10 protein-coding genes and 1 pseudogene are annotated in these 13,058 nt (G+C 50.4%); 5 read left to right on the forward strand and 6 right to left on the reverse strand.

What is annotated here, in order from left to right:
* Window positions 1-123 precede the first annotated feature (123 nt).
* The 5 genes and pseudogenes from BMW55_RS08070 (at window position 124) to BMW55_RS08090 (ending at window position 6,687) form a co-directional block, all read left to right on the forward strand.
* On the forward strand, window positions 124-2,106 hold the full coding sequence (locus BMW55_RS08070) for a BglG family transcription antiterminator (protein WP_342027743.1): 1,983 nt from the start codon (window positions 124-126) through the stop codon (window positions 2,104-2,106).
* A gap of 7 nt (window positions 2,107-2,113) precedes the next feature.
* Window positions 2,114-3,986: pseudogene (locus BMW55_RS08075) on the forward strand (fructose-specific PTS transporter subunit EIIC).
* A gap of 51 nt (window positions 3,987-4,037) precedes the next feature.
* Window positions 4,038-4,991 carry a mannose-6-phosphate isomerase, class I gene (manA, locus tag BMW55_RS08080; protein WP_089967153.1) on the forward strand — a complete coding sequence of 318 codons (954 nt, stop codon included), beginning with the start codon at window positions 4,038-4,040 and terminating at the stop codon, window positions 4,989-4,991.
* A 150-nt stretch (window positions 4,992-5,141) separates the two neighbouring features.
* Window positions 5,142-6,089, forward strand: a complete 948-nt coding sequence (locus BMW55_RS08085; protein ID WP_089967155.1) for a TolB family protein — start codon at window positions 5,142-5,144, stop codon at window positions 6,087-6,089.
* Between the two features lie 235 nt (window positions 6,090-6,324).
* Window positions 6,325-6,687, forward strand: a complete 363-nt coding sequence (locus BMW55_RS08090) for a DUF4383 domain-containing protein (protein ID WP_089967158.1) — start codon at window positions 6,325-6,327, stop codon at window positions 6,685-6,687.
* A 266-nt stretch (window positions 6,688-6,953) separates the two neighbouring features.
* Here BMW55_RS08090 and BMW55_RS08095 read toward each other — a convergent pair whose 3' ends face one another.
* The 6 genes from BMW55_RS08095 to chrB form a co-directional block, all read right to left on the reverse strand.
* A complete protein-coding gene (locus BMW55_RS08095) occupies window positions 6,954-8,066 on the reverse strand; it encodes an MGDG synthase family glycosyltransferase (protein WP_089967160.1) in 1,113 nt (370 codons plus the stop codon).
* A 402-nt stretch (window positions 8,067-8,468) separates the two neighbouring features.
* Window positions 8,469-9,365: a DMT family transporter gene (locus BMW55_RS08100; RefSeq protein WP_089967162.1), complete on the reverse strand. Its 897-nt coding sequence runs from the start codon at window positions 9,363-9,365 to the stop codon at window positions 8,469-8,471.
* Window positions 9,366-9,481: 116 nt separating this feature from the next.
* The gene (locus BMW55_RS08105; RefSeq protein WP_089967164.1) at window positions 9,482-10,114 is read right to left on the reverse strand and encodes a trimeric intracellular cation channel family protein; all 633 of its coding nucleotides are present in this window, start codon (window positions 10,112-10,114) and stop codon (window positions 9,482-9,484) included.
* A gap of 180 nt (window positions 10,115-10,294) precedes the next feature.
* Window positions 10,295-11,902 (reverse strand): gamma-glutamyltransferase family protein, encoded by a 1,608-nt coding sequence (locus BMW55_RS08110; protein WP_089967165.1) that lies wholly within the window; start codon window positions 11,900-11,902, stop codon window positions 10,295-10,297.
* A 14-nt stretch (window positions 11,903-11,916) separates the two neighbouring features.
* The gene (gene chrA, locus BMW55_RS08115) at window positions 11,917-12,459 is read right to left on the reverse strand and encodes a chromate efflux transporter ChrA (RefSeq protein WP_089967168.1); all 543 of its coding nucleotides are present in this window, start codon (window positions 12,457-12,459) and stop codon (window positions 11,917-11,919) included.
* Window positions 12,459-13,049, reverse strand: coding sequence for a chromate efflux transporter ChrB (gene chrB / locus BMW55_RS08120; protein WP_280139758.1), 591 nt, complete (start codon window positions 13,047-13,049; stop codon window positions 12,459-12,461). The genes chrA and chrB overlap by 1 nt, the downstream gene beginning before the upstream one ends.
* Between the last annotated feature and the right edge of the window lie 9 nt (window positions 13,050-13,058).

A 13,058-nucleotide genomic window follows, 5' to 3' on the forward strand; every position in this document is an offset into this window, starting at 1 on the left:
AACGGTTGGTTCTTCTATGGTTTCAGCATACTACCGCATATTGCGGAAACAAATCTAAAAAACGAAGACGAGCATCCTTGTTATACTAGAATTCGGAAAGCGCTTTCCGCTGTAAGTGAAGTGGTGATGATAGCTTTGTTAGACGAACGCAAGATCAACATTCTTCAATATTTGTTAAAAACCAACAGAATTACTTCGGGACATGATGTAGCCAAGAAATTTCGCGTTTCGGAAAAAACGGTCCGCAACGACCTGCAAGAAATATCCAAGTGGCTGCAAGTGGAGGGAGAGCTGAAGCTGATCCGAAGGCCCGGTGTCGGTGTGTACATCTCGGGAACAGAAGAAGAAAAAAGGCGGGCGCTACAACAACTGCAACAAGTTTCCAGGCCCGCACATTCCTTTGACGATCCGCAGATGCGAAAACTGCAAATCATCCGCTACCTGCTCCAGGCAGACCAACCGGTGACCATCCGGCAACTGGCAACCCTCTTTTATGTGAGCCAAGCTTCCATTTATGCGGATCTGATTGAAGTCGAGAAGTGGCTGGCTCAGCATGGACTTCAATTAGTGCGCAAATCCAACCTGGGCGTTCAGGTGGCGGGAGATGAAAAAAACTGGCGTCTCGCACTCTCTGACATCACCGAACAACTGGCCCGCTCTCCTTTTCCCACAAGCCAGTGGCTGGATCAGGCCGTGTTCGATTTTCCGGAGCTTCCCACCATTGAACACCGGGTTCGGATGATCGAACGGTCTTTGCCCCATCCGTTCAGTGAAGAGGCGTTCACCAATCTGGTCATCCACATCGCCATTGCCCTCAAGCGGATCAAACAAAGAAAAACCATCGCCATCAACCCGGCTGAACTCAACAGGTTGAAAAGCAAGCCCGAATACCGCTTCGCCCGGGAACTGGCTCATGATTTGGAAAAAGCTTTTGCCGTCAAAATCCCCGAATCCGAACTGGGGTATCTCACCATCCACTTCATGGGAGCCAAAGTGAGGCAAAGCTCCCGGGAGAGCGGCGAAGAGATCGAGCACTCCCTGGAACAGGTGGACGAGGAAGCCCTGGACGTGACCCGAAGATTGATCGGGACGGTTTCTCATCTGCTCGAGCTTCCGCTAGATCAAGATCAAACTTTAACGCTTGGTCTGGCCCTGCATCTGCATTCTGCACTCAACCGCCTCCGGCACGGGTTGCGCCTTTCTAATCCGCTGCTCGGCCAAATCAAAGAGACCTACCGCTATATGTTTGAAACAATCTTATCGGTGTTGCCGCCATTGGAGCAAGATTTGAAACTTCAGTTCCCGGAAGAAGAAGCCGCATACCTCACCCTTCACTTTCAAGCAGCTCTGGAGAGAATGAACGAGCAACAGGAAGAAAAAAAGGTACTCCTGGTCTGCACGACCGGTCTGGGAACGTCACAGCTTTTGGCCGCCAAAATCAGGCGCCTCTTTCCATCTGTGCGCATCGTTGACACGGTTTCCACCTATGAAGCGGTAAAAGCGGTCCAACACTGGCAGCCGAATTTCATCATCAGTACCGTTCCGATTCAAATTCCCGGTGTGCCCTCCGCACTGGTCACACCGATCATCGGCAAAGAAGAGCAGGAACTGATCGAATCACTCATCCGTCAACCATCTTCAAAGCAGGACAACGAAAGCTTCTATCCGACGCTGCTCGCAATGCTGAAACGCGAACTCATATTCTTAGACGTAAACGCGAAAAACCGGGCGGATCTGATTTCCTTTCTGGCCGACCAACTGGCAGAACGCGGGTATGTCGAACCCGGGTACAAACTCAGCGCCCTGGAACGCGAACGGATATCCAGCACGGCGATTGGCGGAGGAATCGCCATTCCGCATGCCCCTTATTCATTGGTAAAAAAATCAGCACTGGCAGTGGCACGGCTCGATTCCCCCGTTTCGTGGGGGGATGATCAAGTATCCCTGGTATGGATGATCGCCTGTTCCCTTTCGGATAAAGAGAAGATGAAGCCGTTTTTTGAAGAACTGGCTGATCTGGTTGAAGATGAGGCCCGCCTCCATCTACTGCTCCAACAGAACCAAGCGGATGATTTTATCCGGACCCTGCAAACGAAAGAGGTGTAACCAATCCATGAAACTTTTAGCCGTAACCGCTTGTCCCGCGGGGATCGCTCATACGTATATGGCCGCGGAAAAACTGGAACGGACCGCAAAACAGCTCGGTATTGAAATCAAAGTGGAAACACAGGGATCGATCGGTGCGGAAAATGTGCTGACCCCGGACGAGATCGCCGCAGCCGACGGAATTATACTGGCAACGGACAAAGGAATCGATAAAGAACGCTTTGTGGGAAAGCCGGTTCTGGAATGTTCGGTTGCCGATGCCATCAAAAAACCGCAAGAACTGATCCTGGCATTTAAAGAAGGGAATGTCCCTGTCTATCCACCTGTTTCCGCAGGCAATAAAGAAGAGAAGACAGAATTCTCTCCACGGCAACCACGCTCTCAACATCCGGTTTACCGCTCCTTGATGAACGGCGTTTCCTACATGATCCCGTTTGTCGTCATCGGGGGCCTGTTAATCGCGCTCGCGCTCGGAATCGGTGGTGAACCTACCGCCAAAGGCTTAATGGTGCCGGAAAACTCCTTCTGGTACCCGCTCTTAAAAGTGGGTGAAGCTTCCTTCTTATTCATGGTACCGATTTTATCCGGATTTATCGCTTACAATATTGCTGATCGCCCGGGATTGGCACCGGGTCTGATCGGCGGATATATCGCCGCCAACGGCAGTTTTTACGGAAGTGAAGCGGGAGCCGGTTTTATCGGCGGAATCATCGCCGGTTTTACAGCCGGATACCTGGCCAAATGGATCAAATCGCTGAAAGTTCCGAAAATGCTTCAACCCATTATGCCGATTTTGGTCATCCCGATCGTTTCATCGGTATTGGTCTCCCTGCTCTTCATCTACGTGCTGGGTGCACCGATTGCTGATTTGATGACCGGTTTGACGGACTTCCTCAAAAGCATGCAGGGCTCGAGCAAAATATTGCTGGCCATGATACTGGGGGCGATGATTGCCTTTGACATGGGCGGTCCTGTGAACAAAGTTGCCTTTATGTTCGGCGCAGCCATGATCGGGGAAGGCCAAACCTTTATCATGGGTGCCTTGGCTGCGGCCATATGTACTCCTCCTCTTGGCATGGGACTCGCCACCCTGCTGTCCAGGCAAAAATACGAGAAAGAAGAGAGAGAAGCCGGTAAAGCAGCGCTGGCCATGGGCCTGGTCGGCATCACCGAAGGGGCCATTCCGTTTGCAGCCGCCGATCCCTTGCGCGTCATCCCGAGCATTATGGTCGGCTCTATCACCGCATCGGTCATCGCGATGGCAAGCCAGGTGACGGACAGCGTTCCCCATGGAGGCCCAATTGTCGCCGTGTTCCAGGCAGTCGGCAATGTCCCGATGTTTTTTGCCGCCATCGCAGTTGGAACTCTGGTCACAGCCATCCTCGTCAATCTGCTGAAAAAACCCGTTTCCTAAGGAGTGCTTCTATATGGTATTATCAGACTTGTTGACAGAAGATCTCATCATCCCCGATCTGAAGGGCTCTACCAGAGATGAAGTCATGGAAGAACTGGTCGATCGACTGCAAAGGGCGGGGGCCCTCCGCAATCGCGAAGAATATGTAAAAGCCCTTTATGAAAGGGAAGAACAGGGCACCACGGGAATCGGCTTTGGAATCGCCATTCCGCACGGAAAATCAGCCGGTGTTATCGAACCCCGCGTCGCGTTCGGCCGCAAACCGGAAGGTATCGACTGGAACAGTATGGATGGTGAAAAAGCCAAGTTGATTTTCATGATCGCCGTACCCGAAGAACAGGCCGGAAATGAACACCTGAAGATTTTACAGGCCCTTTCCCGCAAACTGATGGATGATTCTTTCCGTGATTCCCTCTTGCACGCCAAAACAAAAGATGAAATCGTCTCACTGATTCAAACCATGTGACTAAAAGGGACTTCGGTCCCTTTTTACCCGTTTTTTAAAGGAGTGTCCAGGATGTACCAAGAACCCATTTTTCTGGAACCTGTGTTTAAGGAACGAATCTGGGGCGGCAACAAGCTGCGAACCGAGTTCGGTTTTTCCATTCCCTCCGATCACACGGGCGAATGCTGGGGAATTTCCGGTCACCCCGAAGGCTTGAGCACAATCAAGAACGGTCCGCTCAAAGGGAGAACACTGGACCAAGTCTGGCAACAACATCCGGAGCTGTTTGCCGGCCGGTCGGGGGAATATTTTCCCTTGCTCATCAAAATTCTCGACGCCCAGGATGATTTGTCCGTACAAGTTCACCCCAATGATGAACTGGCGATGAAACTGGAAAACTACCCCCTGGGCAAAACGGAATGCTGGTACATTATCGATTGCGAAGAAGGGGCGGAGCTGATTCTCGGCCATCATGCTTCCAGCAGAGGAGAACTGGCCCGGATGATCCATGAAGGCAACTGGGAGGCCCTTCTGAAGCGGGTACCTGTGAAACCCGGCGATTTTTATTATGTGAAAAGCGGCACCATTCATGCCATAGGCAAAGGGATCATGATTTTGGAAACACAACAGAGTTCGGACATCACCTATCGCGTTTACGATTATGACCGGACCGATGCGGAAGGCAACAAACGCCCCCTGCACATTGAAAAATCCATCGCGGTGACCAATGTCCCGGATGAAGAATCAACCGTGACTCCTTCTGTCATTGAGCAAAGGAGTCTTATGATTCAACAATTTGTCTCCGAAACATTCTTTACGGTGCAAGAATGGAAGATTGACGGGAAAACGGATGAGCTGGAACGCCCGGGCGATTATCTCCTGTGCAGCGTCATCGACGGCGAGGGAGAAATTCAAACCGGAGCATGCACCTGCCCGTTTAAGAAAGGCGACTTTTTCATCCTTCCGGCTACCCTTCCCTTTTTCCGCCTCAACGGAAAAGCCCGTTGGATCGTTTCCCATCCGTGAGAAATACAGTTTCAACCAGTCCCGCTCAAGCTTGGGGCTGGTTTTTTTGTTCAAAAAAACAGTTTGCAATTTTTTAAACTACATGCTCAAAACATAAACAAAAATGATTTATAATAACTATTGCAAACTCTTTTGAAAGGAGGCACTTAGGTGAAAAAGGCAAATCATATGGCATGTGCTCTTATTTTATCTGCTAGCTTCCTGGTACCCGGCAGAGCAGACGCGGCTGTTCCCGAGCAAATTCTTTTTAGCGGCGGTTCGCTACATAATCCGGGCATTTACAAAATGAATGAAGATACGACAGCAGTCTCGCGGGTCGCTGACGGGATGTTTGTGGATGTATCACCTGACGGCAAGAAACTGGCGTTTATCAAGCAGGACAGCCTGTATGTCTCCGGAGCGGACGGAAAACATCCCATCCGTTTGACCCATAGCCGGTTCCCCGTCTATGACTCTTCTCCCCGCTGGTCTCCCGATGGAACCAAAATCGTGTTCAGCCGCAGCGATGGAAACATCTACGTGATCGACGCGAATGGCAAAAATCTTACCAACCTGACCAACACGGATGAAACGGTCATCAATTCAGAGCCCGACTGGTCTCCCGACGGGTCCAAAATCGTCTTCCACTCCAACCGCACCGGTCAAAGTCACATTTTCGTCATGAATGCCGATGGATCCAATGTCAAACAGTTAACGGGCAAGAAAAACAAAGAGGCTTCCGAATACAGCGCCCATTTTTCACCGGATGGCAAGAAAATCGTATACGGAAGCTCCTACCGGGGCGACTCGGACGTATATGTGATGAATGCTGACGGATCCCTGCCGGTCAATTTGACGAAAGAAATCAAAGATGCGGTATCCAGCCCGCTCTGGTCGGAAGACGGCAAGAAGATCGCATTCACCAAGAACTCAGCCGAGGGGGGCGAAAGCAGCCTGCTGACGATGAATGCAGACGGGACAGGCAAAGCGACAATCAAACTGGATGTTGACAACGCCATCCCGTACGACTGGCAACAGCTGGATGCTTCCAACACCTCGTCCGAGTCCAAAGGACTTCGTTCCACACTCAACTATCTAACCGATCTCCTTTTCAATTAAACAAGAAACAGCCCCTTCCGTGTTTGTCGAAGGGGCTGTTTTATTTAGGTTTAGGGCGGCCTGCCATTCGTTTCAATAGAAATATTCAAATCGTACATATTGTTCTATCAACCGCATCCAGCAACATCCGAATAGATTGAACTGGAAAAATATCCAATTTTTGGTTCATTTTTTACAAAACATGCGATAATATATTACCAGATAATCATTTTCCAAAGCCAAGGAGGTGCTTTTTATGCTTCAAACCATGATGAGAGTACTTGGAGGAATCTTTGTGCTGCTCGGCGTACTCGGCTTCTTCCTGCCGCTTCATGGCGTCCTGCATCTGACAACGCCCCACAACCTCGTTCACCTGATCTCGGGAGTTGTGTTCCTTGCCGTCAGCAACTATGAAAAATACAGCCTCTGGGTGGCAAGGATTTTCGGGGCCATCTACCTTTTGGGAGCTGTTCTGGGACTCTTCATGGATAATATCTTCGGGCTGTTCATGTCCACGGCCGGCACCAACGTGCTTCATTTCATCTTTGCGGCTCTCACCCTTTATGCCGGATTTAAAAAGCCCGCTTCCTCACAGGAAAAAGAAAACCTCACCGCTTGATTTCCCGTTCATCATATATGTAAGCCGCGCCCTCTTCGGAAGGTGCGGCTTTTTTACCTGGTTAGCGAAAAGTCCCCGCCTTCGGACCGGGGGAGGCCAATTTTCAGCAGGCCACATTTGAGTTTAACCCACATGCTGTACCACCCGGTGTTGGATGCTGGTTTCATTGCCCCGCCCGCCGGCTGATGGCCATTCAGGCATCGGGACGGGTCAAGGCAAAGGTTCGGCTTTCCTGCTGAATCAGCATTGGCTGTTTCCTTCCCGTGTTAGAGGTGATTCACAATGACTTCCGCTCCGTGCAGAGCTGAAAACGGTTTTCCGATGCTCAATGCGTGTCGGCTCCATTTCTGTAAATAGGCTTGGTCCTCGATAAAAGGAGTTAAATCACGGGGAATGCTTTCAGGCTGATCTTGCCTGATGGCCACTTGCTGCTCCAGCAAAAAACGGCTGTTTCTTTCCTCCTGGCCGGGAATCGGCCTGCAGATCAACATCGGCAGTCCACTTGCCAAAGCTTCTGAACTGGTTAATCCTCCCGCTTTTGAAACCACGATATCGGCTGCCCTCATCATGTTCACCATGCCATCAATAAAGCCAAATAGTCGCACATGCCTGTCCTGTTGGTATCCCAGGCGCAACCGGTCATATAACCGCTGATTTTTGCCGGTGATGACGATCAATTGAACTTCCGGCATATGCTGACGAAACATCGAGATGCATTCTTCCACGGGCCCCAGGCCCATTCCGCCTCCCATCACCAATGCGGTGAAGCGGGAAGGGTCAAAACCGAGATCTTCTCTTAATTTGTATTTCGAAGAGCCTGCAACCGAAAAAGCAGGATCAATGGGAATCCCGGTACAAAAGATCTTTTCCTCCGGGATGATGTGACGTTTACGGATTTTATCCTTTAATGCCGGATGGGCAACCAGGTAAAAATCGACTTTAGGATGAATCCAAAATCCATTCACATCAAAGTCGGTGATCGAAACGCCCAAACGAAAGTCAAGATGCGTTTTCTCCTTTAAATGTGCCAACGCGCTGATACAAAGAACATGAGTACATACGACCACTCGCGGTTGAATCTGTTCAATTAAATGTTTTAGTTTGATCGCGAGCATCTTTCCCAAAGGCGTTTGAAAGAGTTGACTGATGGACTCTTCTCTGGCGTAAGCTTTTTCCCACAAGGACGGAGCGTACTTTAACACACTCAGATAGGAGGTACGTGTGAGGAGTTCCAGCTGTTTACTTACAAAGGACAGCCCAAACGCAATTTCTACGTGAAGGTTAGGCGCGATCTTCTCGAGTCCCTTCTTGAGCGACCGGGCTGCCCCGTAATGCCCCGTCCCGCCAACGTCCTCCGTCAAGATTAAAACCTTGTCCATATCACGATTCCACCAAGTAAAATTTTAACTGATTTTTTCGTCCACGATCGCATCATACGGGAAGTTCCAGATAATCTTCGACCCCGGCATGATTTATACCTGCACATGAATGTGGACCGGCAGATCTCTTTTGATAACGTTCCAGTTCTTCTTTCATTACGTTCACGCATCATTAACAGGTAATTTGATATTTCAAAGGTTCCGCTTCGAGGCATTATCCGAAAACTGTCTGAGCGCCCAACCTCCCCTCCCTTTGTTACTCTGTTGTATTGTTTCTTATTTTATTCAGAGAGAGTCAACAAGCGGATGGTTTCGCGGCTCCCCATCCCGGTGAAAAGAGGCTCAATGAAAAAAAGAAGCACCGTTCTGGTGCTGAATGGATGGAGAATGTAAATTTTTTGGTCATCCTTGAACTTTGTGCGATACTTTGGCGGAAGACAGCCATTTTTTTGCTTTTTCCTCAATCAGACCCGTTCCGAGAAATACCCCGGTCACTATAAAGATACAACCCGTCACTTTCAGCCAGCCAATTTCTTCATCCAGTAAGAAAAAAGCCCCCATCATGGAGAAGAATGGAGTCAGGTTAATAAAAACAGACGAGGCTGATGCCCCGATTTTTTGCAGAGCTTTGTTATAGGTCATGTGCCCCAATCCGGTTGCAATGATGGCCGATGCCGAAAAAATCAGCCAATCGCTCCAGGTACCCGTGCTTAAACGATCCAAACCACGGGGTTCGATGAACAAACCGATGAGAAATAGTGCCGAGGCACCCGAAACCAACATCCACCCGGTCAACATTCCCGCATTCAAAGGCGACTTCTTGATCAGGATAAAGCTAACCGCCTGGGTCACAACCGCCAGCAAAACATAAAAATCCCCGATAGTAAATTGAATCGTGTGACGGGACCCGTGAAGCATGGTCAACATCACGCCGGCGAATCCCAGCAAGAAACCCAGGAAACGGAGAAGCGTCATTTTTTCCTTTAAGAACGTCACCGCCAATACCGTTGTAACCAACGGAACAAGACCCAGAATGATCCCGGCATTGGAAGCGGTACTCATACTCAGGCCGAGCGACAGAAAATAGTGATGGCCCACTACATTAAACAGGGCCACAAAACAAATAAATCCTGTCTCTTTCAGCGACAACTTTCTTAATTCCCGCCCCATCCATTGAATCAACAGGACGGTCAGCCCTGCGGCAAAAACTCGGAAGGCCGTCATGGTTACCGGTGGAAAGCGGGTGACTAAAATTTTTGTCGCGATGACGTTTAATCCCCACGCGACCATCACAACCATCAAAACATAATAATACGTTTTATCTTTTCCTTCGATCGCGGATCACTTCTTTCTCCTGCCTTGATTCAATGAATAACCAAAAAAGCACTTGGTTATGAAATACCTCGTGCTTGTGCTCATTTTGAGGAAACACTGCTCTTGAAACGATTTTCTTCGAGGAGTCTGCCGGGCAAGCACCAGTTGTAAAAGGCGGAAAGCTGTCTCAACCCGACTATGACAACGAACAACGCATACAACTCCCAGCTGTGTGTCAACCATTTGAGTCCGATGACGATTCCGATCAGTATCGACCACAGCGCATAAATCTCCCGCTGAAATACCAACGGCTTCCGACCTGCCAACACATCGCGGATCACGCCGCCGCCGATCCCCGTCATCACCGAAGCGATAATAACTGCTACGAGCGGAAGTTGGATTTCGGCTGCATATAAAGCCCCTTGGATCGAAAAAGCCGACAGTCCGATGGCATCAAAAAAATTAAGCCATTTTTGCCAGTAACTGATCCGGATCTTCGGCAACAGGCAAATCAGGGTAATGGCGATCAGAGCTGTATAAATGAAGAGTTCTTGTTTCCACAGTGTGCTGATCGGCAGCCCGATGAGTGCATTGCGGATAATGCCTCCTCCAAAAGCGGTCACCAAACCCAATACATAGATTCCAAAGATATCATACTTCTCCTCCATCGCGACGATGGCTCCGCTGATCGCGAAAGCGGCGATCCCGATCAGGTTAAATAAATCCCACGTCATTTGTCCATCCCTTCAACCAAAAAAGTCGATCCATTTTCCTTCGACTATTATAGTACTCGATTAATTCATTTTAAATGAAAGACCGATGAAGACAAGATAAAGAATGTGACAAGTTATTATAAAATTTACTCCTCGATGTTAAAAAAGCTCCCGGCTTCTTCAGCCGGGAACGTTTCTTTTTTACCAGGCGGCGATGGAACCATCCGTTCTGGGCTCTGTTCCCCCCACCAGAACGCCATGTTCATCTCTCCAGATGATTTGACCACGTCCAAACCCGCCTGAACCGACGGCCCATTTGACATGATGTCCTTGTCGCGCCAGAGCTTCTGCAATATGTGCCGGAACGGAATGCTCCAGCTCGACCGTTTTCCCCTCGATCCACTGCCATCTTGGAGCATCCAATGCCGCTTGTGGATTGAGATGAAAGTCAATGGTGTTCATGATCACCTGCACATGGCCTTGCGGCTGCATAAAACCGCCCATCACCCCGAAAGGTCCGACCGGCTGGTCACCTCTGGTCAAAAAACCGGGAATAATCGTATGGTACGGTTTCTTTCCGGGTTCCAAACAATTGTCGTGCGCTGGATCCAAAGTAAAGTTATGACCCCGGTTGTGCAAGGCGATTCCGGTACCCGGCACAACCAGCCCGGAACCGAAGCCCATATAGTTGCTCTGGATCAAGGAGACCATGTTTCCTTCTCCGTCTGCCGTGCACAAGTAGACCGTTCCTCCTTGGAGGGGCCGGCCGGGGAGAGGTTCGAGAGCTTCCTGTCCGATCAGGCTCCTGCGCTCTTCCGCATACGCATCCGATAACAAATCTTCGACTCGCACTGACATGTGGCGGGGATCGGCAATGAATGTTTTCCCGTCTGCATAAGCCAACTTGATTGCTTCTATCTGTTTGTGATATGTATCCACCGTATCACGCTCGGTAAATTCAAAGTCCTTCAAGATATTCAGTGCCATCAGTGCCACTAAACCGTGTCCGTTTGGCGGGATTTCCCATACATCATATCCCCGGTAGTTGACTCTGATCGGATTCACCCACTCCGCTTGAAACGCGGCCAAGTCTTCGGCACGTAAATACCCGCCGTACTCCTTGGAAAATTGGTCGATCTTCTCTGCCAATTCCCCGCGATAAAACGATTCGGCTTTGGTTTCGGCAATGGATTGCAACGTTCTGGCATGGGCGGGCGAGCGCCAAATTTCACCGATCCCGGGAGCCCTGCCGTTGGGGGCAAATGTTTCAAACCAACTTTTAAATTCGTTCCCTTTTAAATACTGGCTGTACGTCCTGAACGCCCTGGCCCAATTGCTTCCCAATACCGGCGTGAGCGGGTAACCGTTCTCCGCGTACAGAATGGCGGGCCGCAGCACTTCGGTCAATGGAAGTTTGCCGAATTTTGCAGACAGTTCTGCCCAGGCAGCAGGAGCTCCGGGGACAGTGACCGGAATAAAGCCATATTTGGGGATTTCTCTTACCCCCTCTTTGTTTAAAACGGCAACGGAAAGGCTTTGCGGAGCTGGACCGCTTGCATTCAAGCCATGCAGCCTGCCTTCGGACCAGACCAGTGCAAATGCGTCTCCGCCAATCCCGTTGGAAGTGGGTTCCACTACCGTCAACGCCGCTGCTGTCGCAATCGCCGCATCAATGGCGTTTCCGCCTTTTTTCAGGATCTCGAGCCCCGCTTGGGCAGCGAGCGGTTGTGAAGTGGCGACCATCCCGTTTTTCGCGTAAACCGCTGATCGGCGAGAGGGGTATGGATAATAGAGCGAATCGTATTTCATTTCAGGCTCTCCTTTCAGCTCAGCTGATGAGACAAGACCAAGCTCCCGTATACGAAAGCGCCGACGATCACCCATGCGGGATGAATTCTCCCTTTGGTCATCGCCCATAAGGACACTCCGGCAATCCCCAGTGATTGCCAGATGCCGATCGATGCCGCAGAAACTTTTCCCACCTCCCATGTCAATCCGGCCATCATGACTGCAATGACCGGCTGTACCAACAGCGTCATTCCCTTCACGACAGAAGATTCCCTGAAACGGTTAAGAATTCGCAGCAGCAATATTAAAGCCAATGCGGATGGAACGACCGTAGCGACTGTAGTCAGGATCAGCCCGATCCATCCTGCCTCCCGGTAACCGACAAAAGCGGCAATTTTCGTGGCAATCGGCCCCGGCAAGGCATTTCCCACCGCCAGTACATCGGCAAATTCTTCATTTGTCAGCCAGTGATAATGGTTGACGATCTCTTCCTGCATCAAGGGAATGGATGAAGGCCCCCCTCCGTACCCGAGCACATTGGCAACAAAGAAGCCCCAGAACAGTTCCCACCCATTCATCACTTCTTTCCTCTCTCTTTCAACTGGTGTCTCCATCGGTCAATCATCTTCAGATGCACGGAGCCATATGCCAAAAATACGGCTACGACGAGTCCGGGGTGGACATTGAGCACATAGAGCAGCAAAAACGCCGACAACCCGAATCCGACGGCAAATCCTTTGCCGAGCCCTTTCCATGCCTTAGCCGCAAATTCGTAAGCCATCAATCCGAGCATGACGAAAATGACGGGCCGGACGGCCGCGATCATCCCGGCCACGATCCCGGAGTGGCGCAGGGCATACAAAATACCGAGCAGGGCGATCATGGCAATGCTCGTTGGCAGGATATGAGCGATAACAGCAACGACCGCCCCGGATGCTCCTTTTTGCTTGTATCCGAGATAGGCCGCCATCTTCGTGGCAATCGGTCCCGGCAGGGTGTTAGCCAGAGCGAGAATCTCTCCAAACTCATCGTCATCCAGCCAACGATACCTAGTTACTGCTTCATAACGAATGAGGGGAATGACAGAGGGGCCTCCTCCGTATCCCAGGATGCCTGTCCGTCCCATGGCCAATACGAGTTCTTTATAAGCTCCGATTCCTTCAGGCACAGAGCGTTC

Source organism: Lihuaxuella thermophila (assembly GCF_900110165.1).
Taxonomy (GTDB): domain Bacteria; phylum Bacillota; class Bacilli; order Thermoactinomycetales; family Thermoactinomycetaceae; genus Lihuaxuella; species Lihuaxuella thermophila.